Here is a 20,679-nt window from a genome sequence, read left to right on the forward strand (position 1 = left end):
GGGAAATAACATGGATGTTACAGCGATAAAATCAAATCATTCCGGCGTATCCGATGTTGATTCTGATATGGTTAAACCATCAGCAGATAAGCCGGTTGTGACTAAATATCAGGAAAAGCGTCACTCAGACACTTTAATTCGTGAATTGGGTGATCGGCATATCAGGCCAACACATAAAAAAATAAATCCGGTGCTGCACAGAGCATATCAGGCGAAAGTAGAACATGACGTTAAAAAAAATAAAACAGTATCGGAATCTCTGGCTTTTTTATCCGATGTTCTTTCAGGTGAAAAAAATGTCAGTATTGATACCCGTGAACACTTCAGCAAAAAAATACTGGATGGTATGTGGTCATCAGAGAAAGAGTATAATCTTGTCGGTATAATCAATGAATTTCCTCAGTCACTGAATCACTATATCGATAGTCTGGCAGATTACTATTTTAATCATTTATCTTCTTCTGAAGATAATGATGCAGCAGAAAAACTATTTAATGAAAAAAATATAAAATTCAGTTCAAAATCAGAATTAGTGTTATTTATCAGAACAAAACTCAATGCGGATAATCTTCTTATAAACATGGATAATGCTGAATTCTGTGCAGAAAAAACACAATTACTGCTCATTTTCTGTGGGCTGTTAAATGCATTACCGGTAATGAAAGATAATGAAGGAAAAAAACTGACTGAAAATTTATCAGCACTGAAATCTGAATTAAACATGCTGCATAAAGATGCTGAACTTCAGGATTCAGTCAGGGAGAGCCTGGATGCAGTGCAGAACCTGATGTTTACACAACGTCAGTCAACAACAGATTATAACAATACGTTGTCTGTTCTGATGGGAAAATTGGCTGATCTGCGTGACAGTATTGCACAACGAAAACTGGAAAATGACAGGGAATTGATGCAATTACAGCAAAAGATGTCACAACTGAAAATGGATAAAGACATTGAGGAAATTGAAAAGAAAATAAAAAAAGCAGAACGTCTTCAGAGCCTCTTTAAATGGCTGGGTGCAATATTAACCACGCTTATGGCATTAGCGACGGTGGCAACCGGCGGAGCACTGGCTATGAAATTTGCAATCGTTGTGGCTGCAATCAGTATTCTCAGTGAAATGGTCAGAACCGCCGGTGGTCCGGACATTATGGCAACAATTATGGCGCCGGTGACAAAGCTGGTAGAGGTTATTCAGAAATCCATTAAAAAGTTTGTTATGGCTTTTGCCAAAGCGATGGGGAAATCACCTGAGGAACTGAAAAAACTGGAAAAAACCATGGAAATAGTGGCAATGGTGTTGGCTGTTGTGGTGGTCATGGCTTTATTAGTGGTGGTGGCATCTGTTGCCGGCCCGATTGCCGGAAAAATCGGCGGGCAAATGGTATCAAAGGCAACTAAAGATGCAGCAAGGCAGGCCTGGGTTGAAATAAAAATAATGCTGATAAGAGTTATGCTGGCATCAACCATTGTGAATAGTGTCAGCTCTGTTACTTTGGCAGATCTGAAAGCGGATATTACCCGTCAGCGTGCCGATCTGGATTTTGATCTTGAATTACTGGACAGAATAACCGAAATCATGAATCAGATTATGGAAACCTTCTCTGAATCACAGCAGGAACTGATTGCTTTAAATGAAAGAATAAGTAAAAGCGGTAAAGAATCTTTTCAACGGATGAAATCAATATTACAGCAAGGCCCATTGGCTGTTTAATTTAAAAAGGAAATTATTATGTCTGTCTTAATAACGGGTAATGCATCAACGCCGGAATATATCCCCGGAGAATATGTCAGCGTAAAAGGAACGGCGGTATCAGCGGAGAAAACGATTACGCCTGAAATGGTGAGGTCAGTCAGCGGAAATAGTTACCCTGATCAGAATATGGCTGCCGTAAGAGCCGTTCCCGGCGATTTCAGGCCGGTATTACAGAATATAATCCCTTCGTTATTATCGGAGTATGATAATAAACACATGAGTGCCATCATCACATTATGTAATGTTCTGATGCAGGATGCGGCGAAGCAACAGGAACGGCGTAACTCACTGGAAAAACAGGTTGTCGAACAGGCAAAACAACTGAAAGAACTGAAATACAGTGAAGCTGACTATCAGGTAGCAGCAGCCGTTGTTGGTGCCGTTGTGTCGGTAACTATGGCTGTTATCGGTGCAAAAATGTCTATCAAAGGAATCGATCCTGTTAATCCGGGTGCGACGACAGTCAGCGGGGTTATCGGACAGACAACATCCGGTTTATCACAAACGGTCGGGCAGCTCTTTTCCCAGCCGATTCAGTCTATGGGAACGCGGTTACAGGGGGATGGCGAGGTTGTCCGCGGAAATAAAGAGGTATTGCTCAGCGCCATGTCAGCACACAATAAAGTATCGGATGATCAGAAAGCGTTCCAGAAAAAATTGCTGGATATGTTGTTCCGTGAGTTTGATAACCGCAAGGCAACAGCAGAAAATCTGATCAACAATATGAAAATCTGATTTTTCCCCTCTTATGAACCAAAGCCGCTTCTGACAGCGGCTTTTTCATGTTCTCTCTCATCATGAAGAAAATTCATCTTGTTTTACCACTTCCGTTTTGATCTCTGCGGGGAATACCGGTATAAGAAAGGAATGTCTAAACGTCCGGACGTCTAAATAAAAATATTCACCTGTGCGGTAAGGAAGAACACATGAAACTTGAAACGCTCTCTGTCCATGCCGGTTATTCACCGGATCCGACCACCAAATCTGTTGCGGTTCCTATCTATCAGACCACATCCTATGCTTTTGATGACACGCAGCACGGCGCGGATCTGTTTGATCTGAAAGTCGCGGGGAATATCTACTCACGTATCATGAACCCGACCAATGATGTGCTGGAGCAGCGCGTGGCAGCACTGGAGGGCGGAATTGCCGGGCTGGCGGTGGCATCGGGCATGGCGGCGATCACCTATGCTATCCAGACACTGGCCGGGGTCGGTGACAATATTATCAGTGTCTCCAAACTCTATGGCGGTACGTATAATTTGTTTGCGCATAATTTTCCGCGCATCGGTATCGACGTCCGTTTTGCTGATCATGATGACTTTGCACAGCTGGAATCGCTGATTGATGACAATACCAAAGCCGTTTTCTGCGAAACTATTTCCAACCCGGCGGGGCATATCGCGGATATTGAAAAACTGGCGGAAATCGCCCACCGCCACGGTACTCCGCTGATTGTGGATAACACCGTTGCCTCTCCGGCGCTGTGCCGCCCGATTGAGTTTGGCGCGGATATCGTGGTGCATTCACTGACCAAATATATCGGCGGACACGGCTCATCACTGGGCGGGATTGTTATCGACTCCGGCAAATTCCCGTGGCAGCAACATGCGGATCGCTTTGCGGTACTGAACACGCCTGATCCTTCCTATCACGGAGTGAATTACAGCGAACACTTCGGTGCGGCGGCCTTTATCGCCCGCTGCCGTGTGGCGCCGCTGCGTAATACCGGCGCGGCACTATCGCCGTTTAACAGCTTCCTGATTTTACAGGGACTGGAAACGCTGGCGCTGCGCATGGAGCGTCATACTGAAAATGCCCTGCGTGTTGCGCAATACCTGCAACAACACCCGCAGGTCGCCTGGGTGAAATACGCGGGTCTGGCGGATAGTCCGGAACATGCACTGGCTAAGAAATACGTGCAGGGTACCCCGGCGTCGATTATGTCTTTCGGCATCAAAGGCGGGGCAGAAGCGGGAGCGAAGTTTATCGACGCCCTGAAACTGATTGTCCGTCTGGTCAATATCGGTGATGCGAAATCCCTGGCCTGCCATCCGGCGACCACCACTCACCGTCAGCTGAATGAAGCCGAACTGGCCCGTGCCGGGGTATCACAGGATATGATCCGCTTATCCGTCGGTATCGAGCACATTGATGACATCCTGGCGGATATCAGTGCGGCACTGGACAGTGCGAAATAAGATTATTAGTCAATAAAATATAACCATAACAATATGTTCCGGAGATAGTATGAGAAAAATTATTGTATCAGCACTGCTCGCCTGCACCACATTACTGGCGGTGTCCTGCTCGCAGAATGATGATGAAAAACCACTGAAAGTGGCGATTAACACCGGGCCGGATCAGGCTATCTGGGAAGAAGTGGTAAAAGTTGCCAAAGAGAAGCAGGGGCTGGATGTTGATGTTATCGCCTTCAATGACTATGTCCTGCCGAATGAAGCACTGCGCAACAATGATGTGGATGCCAATGCGTTCCAGACCGTGCCGTACTATGAGGCACAAAGCAAAGAACGCGGCTATCAGTTTGAAGTCATCGGTAAAACCTTTATCTTTCCGATAGCGGCATACTCGAAAAAAATCAAATCCGCAGCCGGACTGCCGGACGGCGCAACAGTGGCTATTTCCAACGAAGCCACCACACTCGGTCGCAGCCTGCTGCTGTTACAGGCTCAGGGACTGATTAAACTGAAAGACGGCGTCGGTTATCTGCCGACCACCCTGGATATCATCGAAAATCCGAAGAAACTGAAGTTCGCGGAAATCGATACCCCGCAACTGACCCGCACACTGGATGATCCGGATGTGTATCTCTCCATTATCAATAATAACTTCTCATCTCAGGTCGGATTATCCGCCGCCCGTGACGGATTGTTTATGGAAGGGGCAGATTCCCCGTATGTGAACCTGATTGTGGTCAGAGCAGCAGATAAAGACAATGAGAAGCTGAAAAAACTGGTCGCGGCATTCCAGAGTGATGAGGTGCTGAAAAAGGCCGATGAGGTTTATAAGGGCGATGCTGTCCGGGCCTGGTAAATACGTGTCATCCTTCCGCCCATAGCGGCGTTGGCCGCACTCAGGGGCACGGGTCACATACTGATGTATGCTCCCCGTGCCCCTTCATTTGCCGCCTGGCTCTGAACGAAATGATTTAACGTATACGCATCATCCTTTCGTCCATAGCGGCGTTGGCTTCGTTCGTCCATCCGGGTCACATACTTATGTATGCTCCCCGGATGTCCTCACTTTGCCGCCTTGCTCTGAACAGAATGATTTAGCGTATTAATATCTGCGGGCACAGGTGACGGGCAAAGAAAACAGAAAGCATGCGAGCCATGGATGGCGAGCCTGAGCGCACACGGAAGTGTTTACAGCGACTTTCTGTTTTTGCCCGTTGCCGGTGCAGGCACCGTAATCCCCAAATGTCTTCACTTGCCGCCTTGCTCTGAACGAAATGATTTAGCGTATAACACGGATGTGTTTACAGCGGCTTTCTGCTTTTACCGGTTATCAGCGTAACACCGTAATCACCAATAACACATGGAAAGCAATCAGTTAGCTTTATCTTGAATCCCTGGCGGATTGCCTGAATAATAGTCGCCACTGAGATAAGGAAAATACGATGAAACAACTGATTATCGGATTACTGGGTGTGGTGGTGCTGGTCGGCGTACTGCTGGTCTCCAATTACAACAGCATCCAGACACAGGACGAAGCGGTGACCGCCTCCGCCTCTGAAATGCTCAACCAGTACAAACGCCGCGCGGATCTGATCCCGAACCTGGTGAAAACCGTGCAGGCTTCCTCTGACTTTGAACGTCAGGTCTTACAGGATGTGGTGAATGCACGGGCAAAAGTCGGACAGATGAATATCAATGTCACTGACCTGAATGACCCGGCTCTGCTGGCCAAATTCCAGCAGGCGCAGACTGAACTCGGCTCCTCGCTCTCCCGCCTGCTGGCAGTATCAGAACGTTATCCTGATCTGAAAAGTAACGCACTCTACAGCGACTTAATGGTACAGCTGGAAGGCAGCGAAAACCGGATCGCCGTGGCGCGCGGCCGCTATATCGAACGTGTCCGCGAATACAACACCACTATCCGGAAATTCCCGGCCGTGATTATTGCTGACTACATGGGATACATCGGCAAACCTAACTTCGGCGTTGAAAACGAAGCCGAAGTTACGACCGTTCCGGATGTGCAATTTCAAAAATAAGCCGGCTGAACATCATTAACAGATGGCAGGATAAATTGAGTTTCCGGGCAAAATCCGTTAGAAGGAGAGGATAATACTAAGGAGTTATCGTGATTACCGAAGAATTTCTCTCCAATAATGTGCTCAGCCTGATTGTGCTGGTGCTGTGTCTGCTCGGTTCCGGCGGGTTGATGATTTATAACCGCAAACGGGAAAAGGGCGAACATGCCACATTAGTGCATGTTTCCCAGTTTATCATGTGGGCGCTGGGGGTGATTATCCTCGGCGATTTCGTTGAGCAGGGGATTGACCATTTTCAGTGGCGCTTTATCACCGCAGATACGGTCGGGATGATTTGCACCACACTGATCGTGCTGATGCTGATCCGCAAGCTGTTCCTGATGATAAACCGCCTGGCCGCCGCGCAAATCAAACGCGGCAGCGATATCACCTCGGCACATATTGTTTCCCGTGTACTGAAAATCCTGATTGTGATCGTGGTGTTCCTGTTCTACGGTGAACACTTCGGCATGAGCTTCTCCGGCCTGCTGACCTTCGGCGGTATCGGCGGTATTGCCATCGGTATGGCGGGGAAGGATATTCTCAGCAACCTCTTTTCCGGCATTATGCTCTATTTTGACCGTCCGTTTAAAATCGGTGACTGGGTCAGTTCGCCTGACCGGCAGATAGAAGGGACGGTGGTGGAAATCGGCTGGCGTATCACCAAAATCATTACCTTTGATCACCGCCCGCTCTATATTCCGAACTCGCTGTTCTCTTCCATCAGTGTAGAAAATCCGGGGCGCATGACCAACCGGCGGATCAAAACCACCATCGGGCTGCGCTATGAAGATGCGGAGAAAATTGCGCAGATTGTCAGTGAGATACGGGCTATGCTGAAAGCCGAGAGCAGCATTGATCAGCACCAGACTCTGCTGGTCTATTTTGATGAATTCGGTGATTCTGCCCTCAATATCATGGTGTATTGCTTTACCAAAACCACGGTCTGGGCAGAATGGCTGGCAGCACAGCAGGCGGTGTATCTGAAGATTATTGAGATTGTGCACCGCAACGGTGCGGACTTTGCTTTCCCGAGCCGGACACTCTATATGGAACGCAACAGTATCTCCCGCGAACCGCCGGGAGTGTGATCTGACACCTTGCACCATCACCCTTATTTCCGTTATTGTGCCGCCGGTTAATTCCTGAGAGGTTCATCAGAGGCGGCACAATATGGCGAAATATTTTTCCATCGGTGAGATGGCAAAGCTCCATAAAATCAGCATTCAGACACTGCGTTATTATGACCAGCTGGGGCTGTTCCGGCCGGTGTATGTTGATCAGGAAAGTAACTACCGCTATTACACCATCGATCAGTTTTCTCAGCTGGATATTATTAAGTATCTGAAATACCTCGGTATGCCGCTGAAAGAAATCAAACACCGCCTGGAAGACAGTGACACACAGATCCTCAGCCTGCTGACCCGGAAAATTTCCGTGGTGGATGAGAAAATCCGCGAGCTCGAGCTGATTAAAAAAGTCCTCTCCACCAAAAAAGAGACGCTGGAAAAAGGGATTGATACTGAGAGCATCGGCAAAATCACCCGCCGTTATATTCCGCGCCGTCATATTTTATCGATGAATTATGAGCCCGGTCTGAGCTTTGAGGAGACCATGGAGTTCTCGCGGCGGCAGATTGCCAATATCCTCGAGGAAAACATTTCTATTTTCTACGGCGGCGTCAGTGGTCTGGTCTCCCGCGAGGAATTTCTGTCCACACAGCAGGTGCATTATCTGAACAGTTTTGTGATTGTCGAGCGCGACCTGTTTAATCCGCAGGTGCAGGATAAAATTACAGAAATTCCCGACGGTGAATTTATCTGCCTGATGTATCAGGGGCCTTACAGTGAAAATACGGCAGCATTTAAAGCGCTGACGGATTATGCGGAATATAAACGTATTCCGGTGGATGACATGATGTATGAAATCCCGGTGATTGACCCGCTTTCCACCAATGACCAGCGCCAGTTGCTGACAGAAATCCAGATCAAAGTGAAACGGCGTGAAATAGATACCCGCTGCCTGGTGTAAAACTCTCCCCCTGCTACAGGTATTCATGCTTTCAATACAGAAACAGGCTGATATTCCTCAGCCTGTCTTGCTTTTATCCACCGTATAATTACCCGTTTTGTGATGCATATCTACTATCTCTCAATTGACTCTATAGTAACTGGAGAGTCTATAGTTATCCACATTACAGCAATGGTTAAAAAGGTCGTTACCGCCACACGATTACCCCGCTGATCCTGAATCAGCAACCCGAACTCACTAATGATAATAAATGATGACATGCGGATCAGAATGCTGATCTCATGAGGAGTCTGTCGTGCAAAAAAATACTGATTATGATTTGGAAACCAAACTGATCCACCAGGGTCATTCACCGGATCCGGCCACCGGCGCGCTGGCCAGTCCTATCTACCAGACCGCCACATTTGCGGCGCATTCTGTGGAGCATTTCGAAGAACTGTGCCGGACATGGGGCTATGTCTACAGCCGCGAATGCAACCCGAACCTGACCGAGCTGGAAAGCAAACTGGCGATGCTGGAAGGGGCGGACAGCGCGATTGTCAGCGCATCCGGCATGGGGGCGATTGCGTCAACCCTGCTGTCACTGGTGAAAACCGGCGATCATATTGTCAGCGCGGACGGGATCTTCTCCCACACCCGCCTGCTGATGACAGAACTGCTGGCAAAATTCGGCGTGGAAATCACCTTCACTGATGCCACGGTCAGTGACAATATCCGCGCTGCCATGAAACCGGCGACAAAACTCGTGTATGTGGAAAGCCCGCTTAATCCGTCTCTGGCGCTGGTGGATATCCGCGCGGTGGCGGACATTGCCCATCAGAACAAAAGCCTGCTGATTGTTGACAGCACCTTCTGTACGCCGATCCTGCAACGCCCGCTGGAGCTGGGTGCGGATTTGGTGGTTCACAGCCTGACCAAGTTTATGAACGGCCACGGTGATACGCTGGGCGGTGCGGTTATCGGCTCCCGTGAGCTGATCGAGCTGATCAAATGGCCGGGATTATGCTGCTTTACCGGTGCGGCACTGGCACCAAACAATGCCTGGATGATTATGCGCGGGATGAAAACCCTCGATATGCGCATGAAAAAACACTGTGAAAACGGTCTGGCACTGGCGGAGTTCCTGACATCACAGAGTGAGATTGAAGAAGTCCGCTACCCGGCACTGAAAAACCATCCGCATTATGAACTGTGTCAGTCACAGATGAACGGCCTCGGCGGCGGTATTGTCTCTTTCCGTCTGAAAGAGAACATTCACGGCCTGACCCGCGACCAGGTGAGCCGCAAATTTGTCAACTCCCTGAAACTGACCACCATTGCCACCAGCCTGGGCGAAGAGCACACCCTGGTTCAGATGAACGGCGAAAACCTGATCCGTATTGCTGCCGGACTTGAATCAGCAAAAGACATTATTGCGGATTTCCGCCAGGCCCTGGATGCAGTTCACGGCTGATAAAAAGAGATAATAATTATGGCAAATCACATGGCAAATCAATCCCGCGTCAGACGGATGCTGATTCTGTTTCTGCTGGCATTCGGTACCACCGCAATGTACAGCCTGCCTTACCTGAAGTCCTCGTTTTATGATCCGATGCAGCAGGCGCTGGGACTGACACACATTGAGATCGGTAACCTGCTCAGTCTGTATGGTTTGATCGGTATGTTTTCCTACTTTTTCGGCGGCTGGTTTGCGGATCGTTTTTCACTGCGCAACCTGATCACTTTCTCGCTGATCGCCTCCGGGTCACTGGGATTCTGGTTTGCGACCTTCCCATCGTATAACACGATCCTGCTGATCCACATTCTGTGGGGTGTCACAACGATCCTGACATTCTTCGCCGCATCGATCAAAGTGGTGCGGATGCAGGGAACGGAAAAAGAGCAGGGGCGGATCTTCGGGTTTTATGAAGGATTATCCGGTGTATCCGGCACGCTGATTTCGTTCACCGGACTCTATTTCTTCGGCAAATTCGCCGAGGCGGCCATCGGCTTCCGTTATGTGGTCTGGCTTTACTCCGGGGCTTCCGTGATCTGCGGCGTGCTGCTGTTCTTCCTGATCGCGCACCGCAGCAGTACCGCTGACAGCGGCGAACCGGAAGAAAAAACCACGTTCCGTTCGCTGATGAGTGTGGTGACGATGCCGAAAGCGTGGCTGATCGGGCTGATTATTTTCTCCACCTATGTTGTGTTCTCCAGCCTGACATATCTCAGCCCGTATCTGTCACAGGTGTATGTGGTACCGATTACCCTGGTGACGGCGCTGTCGATTATCCGCACCTATGTGATCAAAATGGTGGCCTCTCCGGTGGCGGGGATCGTGACGGATAAAGTCGGATCATCTATCAGCGTGATGTTTGCCGGCTTTATTATTATGGCGGTGAACTGTGCTCTGTTCCTCGTGATCCCGAAAGGTAATGCCTTTATGTGGTTTGCGGTGGTGAATATGGTAGTGCTGAGTGCGTTACTGTTTGCCTTCCGCGGTATCTATTTTGCCTCTGTCGCGGAATCGAAAATCCCGATGAAAACCACCGGTGCGGTGGTGGGTTTTGCCTCTTTTATCGGCTTTTCCCCGGATGCGTTCTATTATTCCGTGGCCGGCTACTGGCTGGATAAATACGGTGAAACCGGCTACAGCTATATCTTTATGCTCTCGGTCGCCTGTGCGCTGCTGGGTGTGGTGGCAACCTTCCTGCTGCGTCAGATCAACCGCCGGGAAGCGGCGGGCGGCGGAATGACACTCTCCCCGTCAGTCTGAAAACACAGAAAGCCCCCCGGAACGGGGGGCTTTGCACAAAAAGCATCCTGCTGATTAATAGCGGTATTCCACGCCCAGCCAGAAGTTACGGCCTTCTTCCATATAGCCGTTGGTGTACTCGTAGGATTTATCAAACAGGTTATTGACGGAGGCATTGGCGGAAATGCCGTAACCGAAGTCGTAATCAAAACGCAGATCTGTTAACGCATAACCGGCTACTTTCTCATTACTGTCATTGTACTGATAGCTCCAGGCACGGAACTCTTCGGACAGGGTGATCGTCAGCGGCTCGATCGGTGTGACTTTTACCCAGGCATACATTTTATGCTTCGGCAGTCCTTCCGCATGATCAACATCTTTCGGATCACTGTGGATGTAGCTGTAGTTGATCCCGGTTTTCAGCCAGTCACTGACTTCGCCTTTCACGCCCAGATCCAGCCCGGTGTAATCCACACGGCCGCTGTTCTGGTTCTGGAAGTAGCGGTCACCGTTTTTAATCACGGTGTGTGCGAGGATCGCATCATCCACGCGGTTGTGATAGATGCTGGCCTGGTAGCCCCATTTATCAGTGATATTCCCTTCATAGGTTAAATCGAAGGTCAGTGCGCGTTCGGCTTTCAGGTTCGGGTTAATGATACCCAGCGAACCGTCTTTTGGTTTTTCAGTGGTATAGCGCTCTTTCTGTGTCGGGAAGCGACTGCGGTCAGACACGGAGAACCGCACGTTATCCTGGTTGGCGAAGGTGTATTTTGACATCACTTCCCAGTTAAAGGCGTGCTGATCATTATCATCCGCGCCTTTATCCGCCTGGCGGCTTTCGCGCCAGTCATAACCGATGGCACCGATAAAATCGAGATCAGACGTGGCCGCCCACTGGTATTCGGTGGCGACAGAATAAGTGCGATCTTTGTAACGCAGAATATCCCCGTTACGCTGTTTCTGTGCGCGGTGAACGTCATCTTTCCAGTGTGCGGAGAATGACAGCAGATCGCTTTCGCGCATATCGATCCCTAACTGGAGAGAGGCACCGTTGCTGAAATCATCGTAATAGCTGTAATCGTACCCTTTGCCGTCTTTTTTATACATCAGCAGGGTGTTTTCAAACTTGTCATGGAACAGACGCCCCTGGAGATTTACGCCGTCTGTCAGCTGAGTGGTACTGTTGAAATAGTAGCTCTCTTTGTTGTAATCCGGCCATTCCCACCAGCTGTATTTGCCTTTGCCCGGCACCGCAGACGGCGAGCTGTCTTTGCTGCCGTCCTGCTTCAGATAGGTAAAGACATACTGGTCGGTTTCACGCGGGGTCCAGCCCACTTTTACCATGCCGCGTTTATCATCGGATGAGGAGTGCGCACGGCGGCCGTTGCTGCCCGCCAGGGTATTGTCATCATCGGAGCCCGGCAGGCCGAGGAAACGCTGTTTGTACTGGCTGCCGCTGACCTGGATAAACCCGAGATCGTTGCGTGCGCCGACACGGGCGCTGGTGTTATAGGCATTATCCGCGCCGCGTGCGAAGCCCTGGCTGAATGCCACATTGGCCTCAAATGGTTTTTTCGGGGTGGCGGTGGTGAGGTTGATTGCACCGCCCATCAGGTTCGGGCCCTGTAACAGTGAGGTATAACCTTTGCTCACCTCAATGCTTTCCAGCTCGCTGGTCATAAAACGGCCGAGGTCAAGGTTGCCGTCATACGGGACATACGTCGGGATGCCGTCGAAGAATACCGGCACCTGGCGGCTGTCAAAACCACGGACTTTTACCGTCAGCTCATTGCGGTTGCCGGATTTTTCGAGAACCACCCCCGGCATAGTGCTGATCGCTGTCGCCGCGTTGGTTTTGTTCAGCGACTGCATCTGCGGCTGTGTGATGACATCCGGATTAGAGGCCACCGGGCTGCCCCAGACTGTCAGAATATCTGTGCTTTCTGCCTGTACCGCAGGCGCGGTTGCCAGCAGAATAGCTGAGCAGAGTAGAGTTCGTTTCATTGTTATTTTTCCTGTTACCGATATGTATTTATTTATATAACGACTTGCCAAACAAAAGGATAAAACGGCCGGTTCAGTGACCTGACCGGTTTATCCCTTAACTCACTATAAGGTTGTGCGGTTTTACGTCAGCGCGGATATAACCGGACTTTAATGTCCGCAGGGGACGCATAATACGGCGCAGACGTGACAAACAACTTCACGCCGGTATCCGCATACTGCCCGATGGTTTCCGTATTCAGCCCGCCTGCAACCGACAGTGTGCAGCCCGGAGCGAGCACTGCGGCATCTTTGACGAGACGGCGGATATCATCAGGACTGAATTTATCCAGCTGCAGCACATCCGGGCGGCCTTTCAGCGCCTGATACGCCTCATCCGGATTATCCGCCTCGGCAATAATGGTCTTTTCCGGCGCTTCACGGCGCAGTGCCGCAATCGCCGCACACCAGTTTTCCGGCTCTGCCAGGAAACGGCGGTGATTGGCAAACAGCAGGATAGTTTCCGCACAGCCCTGACGGTGGATGATGCCTTTTCCGGCCAGCACGGCAGCGGTTGCCGGCAGCTTGGTGCCGGGGATATTTTTACGGGTGCAGGCCAGCTGTGCGTCCGGCTGATACTGACGAAGGGTATCCACCATGCAGCGGGTCATCTGTGTCACGCCGCTGCTCCACTCAATCACATTCTGGACAATTTTCCAGCCCTGATGCAGCGCTTCCGCGCGACCGGTGGCGGTCAGAAGCAGAGCACCGGCTTCTGTATGATCGCCGTCGTTCGCGTGTAATTGTGTCTGTAAGCCGAGTTTTTCCAGTAATTTCTGACCCAATGTCAGCCCGCTGACATAACCGGCCTGTTTGCGGGAAAAGTGCATTTCCCCGCTCTGTGCGCCGATGCCGAGTGCGCGGGTGGTGAGATCGCCGTAATGAATGTCCTCCAGCAGGAGGCTGTCCAGAAAGGCATCACTGTAGTAGATCACTTCCGGCCTCCCGGCAGCAGCAGGGCAGATTCCGGTACCACACTCCAGGAAACCATGGCCCAGTCGCGGGTGGCGGGTACCACCGGCAGGCCGTCAGCCGCCTGCTGGTCGTAATAGCGGCGCAGCAGCGTCATTTCATGGTCATCAAGTTGTCCCAGAGACCAGACCACCCCTTCGGCAAATTGCTCAAAGGTCATATTGTCGCGGCTCTGGCAGTTCGGGCTGCGGATAAATTCCACATCGGGATGAATACCGAGCTGGTTGAGGATATTCACCGCGTAAATATAAGTCGGCAGCGTGACCGGCGTGCGCCCGATGGCGCGGATCACGCGGATATCGACAAATGTCGGGCTGACAGTGTGGGTGGTGTAAACCCGCAGCCGCGCATGGCGGTTCAGTTTCAGCAGCGCGGCCTGTAAATCCATCACCAGCGTGGAGCGGGAGGCCACGGCGATATCGCACGGCGGCAGGGCTGACCAGTCATCTTCCCAGGCGCAGTGGCGGAAAGTGACGTGTGAGCACCCCTGAGTCTCTGCCCGCTGACGGGCGACTTTCAGCATTCCTTCGCTGTAATCAATACCGGTGACCTGCTCAAAGCTGTCCGCCAGCTGTAACGCGACAGAGCCCGGCCCGCAGCCGACATCCAGCAGGGTTTTCGCGCCGGTGGTATCAACAATTTCTTTAAAGCGGATCAGGTACGGATCGGCGGGGTTCGCACAATTTTGTGCCATTTTCTCCGCACGTTTATCCCAGTGTTCCGGATCTTTACGGGTGCGTTCGGCCTGTGCGAGATGGTCGCGGTAGAGTTGTGCGAAATCGATATCATCAATAGTCATGAGCATCCCTTATAAGCTGGCTGCGCGAAGTGGGCAGCAATATGTTCTGGTGTCACATGATAGAGTGCCGCCAGGGTTTCCGGTGTGAGCAGCGCAGCAGGTTTATCCTGGCAGGCGGGGGCGTCTTTGCTGAGCATTACGATACTGTCCGCCACGGCGGCCGCATGCTGCGGGTGGTGGGTGGACATCAGCACGGTGATCCCTCTCTCACGTAATTGTTCTATTTTATTCAGTAATTTTATCTGATTGCCGAAATCGAGGCTGGCCGCCGGTTCATCCATAATCAGCAGTCTCGGCTGTTGTACCAGGGCGCGGGCAATCAGTACCAGCTGTTTTTCCCCGCCGCTCAGGCAGGAATAGGCGCGTTGTGCCAGATGGGCGATCCCCAGGTGGGCCAGTTCCTGCTCTGCCATCTGCCGTTCGGCGCGTCCCGGGGCGGCAAACAGGGAGAGGTGGGCACTGCGTCCGAGAGCCACCATATCCGCCACCCGGAAAGAAAACGGCATGTTGTGCGCCTGCGGCACATAGGCAACGCGGCGGGCGAGTGCGGCGGCGCTCCATTCACGCAGCGGTGTGTTATCAATGCGGATTTCCCCGGCTTTCGGCGGCAGCAGGCCGAGCAGGGTTTTCATCAGTGTGGTTTTACCGCAGCCGTTGGCACCGAGCAGACAGATAATTTCTCCCTGATGTAATTGCAGATTTATGTCAGTGAGTATTAACTTCTCTCCGTAGCCGACCGCCAGGCCGCAGGTGGTCAGGACATCGCTCATCCGTTCCTCCGGGTCTGCAACAGCAGAAAAATAAAGAAAGGTGCGCCGACCGCAGAGGTCAGAATGCCGAGCGGCAGTTCAATCGGGGCAATGGTGCGTGCCAGCGTGTCTGTCAGCAGCAGCATGATGGCACCGATCAGCAGTGATACCGGCAGCTGGTGGCTGAAGTTGGCACCCACTAACAAACGGGTGATATGCGGGACAATCAGTCCGAGCCAGCCGATAATCCCCGCGACGGAGACCGCACTGGCGGTGATCAGGGTGGCTGAGGCAATAAAAATCAGCCGCGTCACGGTGACATTCAGCCCGAGTGCGCGGGCTTCCTCATCACTCAGACTGAGCAGGTTCATGCGCCAGCGCAGCAGCAGCAACGGCACCATCCCGGCGAAAATCAGCGGGGCGGTGGTTTTAATATCATCCGGTGAAATCGCGGACAGACCGCCGAGCAGCCAGAAGGTCATGGCAGGCAGCTGGGTATAGGGATCGGCCAGTATTTTCATCAGGGAAATGGCAGAGCCGCACAGGGCGCTGACGGCGATCCCGACCAGCACCAGTGACAGTACCGGATCATGCTGACGCGCCAGCCGGGCGACAGAATAGACGAGGGCAACCACACACAGCCCGCCGGTAAAGGCGAACAGCTGGATAGTAAGCATTGACTGACCGGCAAAAATCCCGAGGATCGCACCAACCCCCGCGCCGGCGGAAACGCCCAAAATATCCGGTGAAACCAGCGGGTTACGGAACATACCCTGATATGCTGCCCCGGCGATAGCCAGCCCGCCGCCGATGATCAGCGCGGCGGCAATGCGCGGCAGGCGGATTTGCCAGAAAACCGTCATATCGCGGCTCAGCGCCGGATCGTCCGCACCGCTGTTGCCGGTAATTTTCGCTGTCACCACGTCCCACAGTTGCTGCGGAGTTAGTGAGAACTTACCAACATTCAGGGCAATACCGGTGACCAGTACCAGCAGCACCAGCAGTAACAGGGTTTTGGCGGAAGTGGTCATCGGGCGGATAACAGACTGTTAATCTGTGCCTCCGGCAGCGGTGAGTGATAAAACAGACTGAAAAACAAACCGGTATCTGCTTTCAGATCGGCACTCTCCGGCTCAAACTGTGCCTGAAGGCGGCGCAGCCCTAATAACCGGTTCAGTCCCGGCGGGCTGTCGAGCCAGCCGGACGGCAGCCCGGCATAGTAAAAGACCTGCTTATTTTTCACCGCCTCCAGGCTCTGCCAGACCTCACCCTGCATAATCGCGTCATACGTCACGGCATCCTGGGCGATAATAAAATCCGGGTTCCACTGCAGTAACTGTTCGAAAGAGACTTCCGCCAGCCCCTGCATATCCGGGACAGCCGCGACATTCTCAAACCCCAGCAATTCCGGTGCTTCGCTGTGAATCGAACCGCGCAGACCGGTTTGCAGGCCTTTCGCGCCGCGTGCCAGATAAAAACGACGTTTGTGTGTCTGGCGATCAGCAAAAGCGGCAGCATCCTGCAGCCATTTCTCTGCCAGCTGTGCCTGTTGTTCCGTGCGTTCTGCTTCCCCCAGCAATGCACCGGCCTGACGCAGCAGATCCGGGGTTTGTGTCAGATTACCGGACAACAGAATATAAGGAATACCGGTCTGGCGGCTGAAACGGGCGGCCTGAGAGCGGTAAGTGTCATCGGTCAGTCCGCTGTCAACAATCACATCCGGTGCCAGTGCCAGCAGGGTTTCCGGAGAGAGGGTACTGCCGCGTCCGGAGAGGCGTCCGGTGACCGGCAGGGCACGCCAGCGGGGGGCAAAATACGGGTTATTTTTTACCGACAGGGAAGCAAAGCCCGGCAGCTTTTCCGGGGCGACCGCAAACAGCAGCTGATCAGTCGGCGGGCCGCTGCTGACCACGCGGTGAATGGCTTCCGGCGGCGGAAGCTGACCATAAATAAAGACCTGAGAGGCGGTTTCCGGCGCGGCAGCGGCTGACAATGCCGGGAAAGTGAACAGCAGTGCGCAGCAGAAAAGAAATCCGGAACAGAGGCGGTTAAGTGTCATCGTGATCAGTCGTCATTATCGTTATATGTATTGTTATACAGCGGGACGTTAGCGCAGAGCATGAGGTGAGTCAATAAAATCAGCGGTAAATAGGGAAGTAAGTCAAAACAAGGTAAAATTCCCGGCGGAATACGGTATAACTACGACCTCTTTTGGCGGATATGACGACACACAGACCAGTCTGTATTAAGATAAGCACTATGAAGAAAAAACGCCCTTCGTTACAGGACGTGGCTGACCGCGTTGGTGTAACCAAAATGACTATCAGCCGCTTTTTGCGCAACCCTGAACAGGTTTCCGAAAAACTGCGCGGCACCATTGCCCGTACCCTCGATGAACTGGGGTATATCCCGAACCGGGTGCCGGATATTTTATCCAACGCCACCAGCCGGGCTATCGGCGTGCTGCTGCCCTCGCTGACCAACCAGGTGTTTGCGGAAGTGATCCGCGGTATCGAAACCGTGACGGATGCCGCCGGGTATCAGACGATGCTGGCACACTACGGCTATCAGGCGGAGAAAGAAGAAGATCGCCTGGTCTCCCTGCTGTCCTACAATATCGACGGCCTGATCCTGGCCGAACGCTCTCACACCCCGCGCACCCTGAAAATGCTGGCCACCGCCGGTATTCCGGTGGTTGAGCTGATGGACAGCGTTTCCCCCTGCTATGATTCCGCCGTCGGGCTGGATAACATGCGTGCCGCGTCTGAAATGACGCAGGCCATGATTGCGCGTGGCTGCCGCCGTGTGATTTACCTCGGCGCACGTCATGACGAACGGACATTCATGCGTCTTCAGGGCTATGAACAGGCCATGCGGGACGCCGGGCTCGAGCCGGGTAGTGTGATGACGCAGGAAAGTTCATCCTATTCGCTCGGGGCGAGACAACTGCACCAGGTCAGAGCCGATTATCCGGATGCTGACGGGTTGTTCTGTACCAACGATGACCTTGCGATCGGTGCTGTTTTTGAGTGCCAGCGCCTTGGGATCCGCATTCCGCAGGATCTGGCGGTTGCCGGGTTCCACGGCCATGATGTCGGCCGTGTGATGACCCCGAAACTGGCGAGTGTCCTCACACCGCGTGACCTGATGGGACGCCGTGCGGCAGAAGTACTGCTGGCGCGTCTGCGCGGTGAACTGCCGCCTCAGCAGATAGTGGATGTCGGCTTCGAATTATTACCGGGAGAGAGTATTTAACGGCTCCCGGCCCCTCCTGATGTGACAGGAATTTCGTTTGAGATAACTGTCACAATTTATTCATCTGAAAACAGTGTTTGATTGCATTGTAACCATATCCGTTGGTAATGTTACCGGTAATAGTTACCGGTAACATATCCGGTGATAATGACCGCATAAGAGGAATTGTTATGAGTGATAGCCAAAAACCACATCACGCCTTTGTTTTGATGGGGGTTTCCGGCTGCGGAAAATCCGCTGTGGCTAACGGGGTTGCAACCGGGCTGAATGCGGCCTTTCTGGACGGGGATTACCTGCATCCGCGTGCCAATATCGAAAAAATGGCGGCCGGGCACCCGCTGAATGATGCCGATCGCGAACCGTGGCTGAAAGCCATCAATGACGCGATTTTTGCTATGCAGCGGACCAATGAGCTTTCGGTGATTGTTTGTTCGGCGCTGAAAAAAAGCTACCGCGATATTCTGCGCCGTCAGAATAAAAACCTGTCATTTATCTGGCTGAAAGGGGATTTTGAGCTGATCGAAAGCCGCCTGAAAGCCCGCAAAGGGCATTTCTTCAAACCGGAAATGCTGATCACTCAGTTCGATACCTTAGAAGCACCGGACACTGCCGCAGAGCAGGATGTGCAGGTGCTGGACATTCAGCCGCCGCTTGAGGATGTGATTGCGGGCGCGGTTCAGATTATCAGACAGGTTTCCGGAGGTCAGTCATGACAACATTAACCCTGGTGTTAACCGCCGCCGGGTCGGTATTACTGCTGCTGTTCCTGGTGATGGTGGCGCGGCTGCACGCCTTTGTGGCGCTGATGATTGTGGCTATCGGCGCGGGGCTGTTCTCCGGCATGCCGCTGGAGCAGATCACACAGACCATGCAGAACGGCATGGGCGGCACGCTCGGTTTCCTGGCTATAGTGGTCGCGCTCGGGGCGATGTTCGGTAAAATCCTGCATGAAACCGGCGCACTCGACCAGATAGCCGTCAAGCTGCTGAATTCTTTCGGTGAAAAACGGGCGCATTACGCGCTGGGGATCGCCGGGCTTATCTGTGCTCTGCCGCTGTTTTTTGATGTGGCGATTGTGCTGCTGATCGGCGTGGTTTTTGCTGTTGCCCGCCGTACCGGCGGTAATGTGGTGCGCCTGGCTATCCCGCTGTTTGCCGGTGTGGCCGCTGCTGCCTGCTTCCTGCTGCCGGGGCCGACTCCGATGCTGCTGGCAGACCAGATGGATGCGGATTTCGGCTGGATGATCCTGATCGGCCTGTGTGCGGCGATCCCGGGTATGATCCTGGCGGGACCCCTGTTCGGTAACTTTATCAGTAAGTTTGTCACCCTGGAGCTGCCGGAAGATCTGACTGAACCGGCTCTCGGACAACACAAAATGCCATCGTTCAGCCTGAGTCTGGCGCTGGTGCTGTTCCCGCTGGTGCTGGTCGGTCTGAAGACTATTGCTGCGCCGATGGTGGATCCGGATTCAAAACTGCACGCCTGGCTGGTGTTTATCGGACACCCGTTCCTCGCGATCCTGATTGCCTGTCTGGTGGCGATTTACGGCCTGGCAATCCGCCGTGGCATGAGCCGCAATAAAGTCATGGAAATCTGCTCTGCCGCTATTCAGCCTGCCGGGATTATCCTGCTGGTGACCGGTGCCGGTGGTGTGTTCAAACAGGTGCTGGTGGATTCCGGTGTGGGTCCTGCGCTGGGTGAATCCCTGATTGGTGCGGGGCTGCCGATTGCAGCTGCCTGCTTTATTCTCTCCGCTGCAGTTCGTGTGATCCAGGGCTCTGCAACCGTTGCCTGTCTGACCACCGTTGGTCTGGTGCTGCCGGTTATCGGTGAGCTGGGCTATTCCGGCGCACAGCTGGCGGCTCTGTCTGTCTGTATCGCGGGCGGCTCTATTGTACTGAGCCACGTGAACGACTCCGGCTTCTGGCTGTTCGGGAAATTTACCGGCGCGACTGAAGCACAAACCCTGAAAACCTGGACGCTGATGGAAACCATCCTCGGCACCACCGGTGCCATCGTCGGTATGTTGTTCTTCGCCTTCCTGTAATATCGCTGTTTTCACTT

At 52.5% G+C, this 20,679-nt stretch carries 18 protein-coding genes; 12 read left to right on the forward strand and 6 right to left on the reverse strand.

Going from position 1 to position 20,679, the window contains the following annotated elements; genetic code table 11:
• Nucleotides 1-10 precede the first annotated feature (10 nt).
• The 9 genes from sctE to U868_RS0106090 all read left to right on the forward strand — a co-directional run bounded on the left by sctE (nt 11) and on the right by U868_RS0106090 (nt 10,818).
• A complete protein-coding gene (gene sctE / locus U868_RS0106050) occupies nt 11-1,714 on the forward strand; it encodes a type III secretion system translocon subunit SctE (RefSeq protein WP_025152506.1) in 1,704 nt (567 codons plus the stop codon).
• A gap of 18 nt (nt 1,715-1,732) precedes the next feature.
• On the forward strand, nt 1,733-2,491 hold the full coding sequence (locus U868_RS0106055; protein WP_025152507.1) for a hypothetical protein: 759 nt from the start codon (nt 1,733-1,735) through the stop codon (nt 2,489-2,491).
• 191 nt (nt 2,492-2,682) lie between these two features.
• On the forward strand, nt 2,683-3,957 hold the full coding sequence (locus U868_RS0106060) for a bifunctional O-acetylhomoserine aminocarboxypropyltransferase/cysteine synthase (protein ID WP_025152508.1): 1,275 nt from the start codon (nt 2,683-2,685) through the stop codon (nt 3,955-3,957).
• Between the two features lie 49 nt (nt 3,958-4,006).
• Nucleotides 4,007-4,810 (forward strand): MetQ/NlpA family ABC transporter substrate-binding protein, encoded by an 804-nt coding sequence (locus tag U868_RS0106065; RefSeq protein WP_025152509.1) that lies wholly within the window; start codon nt 4,007-4,009, stop codon nt 4,808-4,810.
• A 586-nt stretch (nt 4,811-5,396) separates the two neighbouring features.
• Entirely contained in the window at nt 5,397-5,993 is a 597-nt protein-coding gene (locus U868_RS0106070; protein WP_025152510.1) for a LemA family protein, read from the forward strand.
• Between the two features lie 92 nt (nt 5,994-6,085).
• A complete protein-coding gene (locus tag U868_RS0106075) occupies nt 6,086-7,123 on the forward strand; it encodes a mechanosensitive ion channel domain-containing protein (RefSeq protein WP_029990769.1) in 1,038 nt (345 codons plus the stop codon).
• 82 nt (nt 7,124-7,205) lie between these two features.
• Nucleotides 7,206-8,063: a MerR family transcriptional regulator gene (locus tag U868_RS0106080; protein WP_025152512.1), complete on the forward strand. Its 858-nt coding sequence runs from the start codon at nt 7,206-7,208 to the stop codon at nt 8,061-8,063.
• Nucleotides 8,064-8,358: 295 nt separating this feature from the next.
• On the forward strand, nt 8,359-9,516 hold the full coding sequence (locus U868_RS0106085; protein ID WP_025152513.1) for a trans-sulfuration enzyme family protein: 1,158 nt from the start codon (nt 8,359-8,361) through the stop codon (nt 9,514-9,516).
• A gap of 30 nt (nt 9,517-9,546) precedes the next feature.
• The gene (locus U868_RS0106090; protein WP_025152514.1) at nt 9,547-10,818 is read left to right on the forward strand and encodes an MFS transporter; all 1,272 of its coding nucleotides are present in this window, start codon (nt 9,547-9,549) and stop codon (nt 10,816-10,818) included.
• Between the two features lie 54 nt (nt 10,819-10,872).
• On the opposite strand, the gene U868_RS0106095 is transcribed toward U868_RS0106090, so the two are convergent.
• The 6 genes from U868_RS0106095 to U868_RS0106120 form a co-directional block, all read right to left on the reverse strand.
• Entirely contained in the window at nt 10,873-12,801 is a 1,929-nt protein-coding gene (locus U868_RS0106095) for a TonB-dependent receptor plug domain-containing protein (protein ID WP_025152515.1), read from the reverse strand.
• Nucleotides 12,802-12,929: 128 nt separating this feature from the next.
• Entirely contained in the window at nt 12,930-13,775 is an 846-nt protein-coding gene (gene modD / locus U868_RS0106100; protein WP_025152516.1) for a ModD protein, read from the reverse strand.
• Nucleotides 13,772-14,611, reverse strand: coding sequence for a class I SAM-dependent methyltransferase (locus U868_RS0106105; RefSeq protein WP_025152517.1), 840 nt, complete (start codon nt 14,609-14,611; stop codon nt 13,772-13,774). Before U868_RS0106105 ends, modD begins: the two co-directional genes overlap by 4 nt.
• Entirely contained in the window at nt 14,608-15,381 is a 774-nt protein-coding gene (locus U868_RS0106110; RefSeq protein ID WP_025152518.1) for an ABC transporter ATP-binding protein, read from the reverse strand. Before U868_RS0106110 ends, U868_RS0106105 begins: the two co-directional genes overlap by 4 nt.
• Nucleotides 15,378-16,391: a FecCD family ABC transporter permease gene (locus U868_RS0106115; RefSeq protein ID WP_025152519.1), complete on the reverse strand. Its 1,014-nt coding sequence runs from the start codon at nt 16,389-16,391 to the stop codon at nt 15,378-15,380. Before U868_RS0106115 ends, U868_RS0106110 begins: the two co-directional genes overlap by 4 nt.
• Nucleotides 16,388-17,419, reverse strand: a complete 1,032-nt coding sequence (locus U868_RS0106120) for an ABC transporter substrate-binding protein (protein ID WP_025152520.1) — start codon at nt 17,417-17,419, stop codon at nt 16,388-16,390. The genes U868_RS0106115 and U868_RS0106120 overlap by 4 nt, the downstream gene beginning before the upstream one ends.
• Before the next feature lie 200 nt (nt 17,420-17,619).
• On the opposite strand from U868_RS0106120, the gene gntR reads away from it, so the two are divergent.
• The 3 genes from gntR (at nt 17,620) to gntU (ending at nt 20,662) form a co-directional block, all read left to right on the forward strand.
• Nucleotides 17,620-18,615, forward strand: a complete 996-nt coding sequence (gene gntR, locus U868_RS0106125) for a gluconate operon transcriptional repressor GntR (RefSeq protein WP_025152521.1) — start codon at nt 17,620-17,622, stop codon at nt 18,613-18,615.
• Nucleotides 18,616-18,785: 170 nt separating this feature from the next.
• Nucleotides 18,786-19,328, forward strand: coding sequence for a gluconokinase (gene gntK, locus U868_RS0106130; protein ID WP_004241234.1), 543 nt, complete (start codon nt 18,786-18,788; stop codon nt 19,326-19,328).
• Nucleotides 19,325-20,662, forward strand: a complete 1,338-nt coding sequence (gene gntU, locus U868_RS0106135; protein WP_025152522.1) for a gluconate transporter — start codon at nt 19,325-19,327, stop codon at nt 20,660-20,662. Before gntK ends, gntU begins: the two co-directional genes overlap by 4 nt.
• Nucleotides 20,663-20,679 lie beyond the last annotated feature (17 nt).

Source organism: Morganella morganii H1r, from assembly GCF_000633515.1.
GTDB lineage: Bacteria > Pseudomonadota > Gammaproteobacteria > Enterobacterales > Enterobacteriaceae > Morganella > Morganella morganii_B.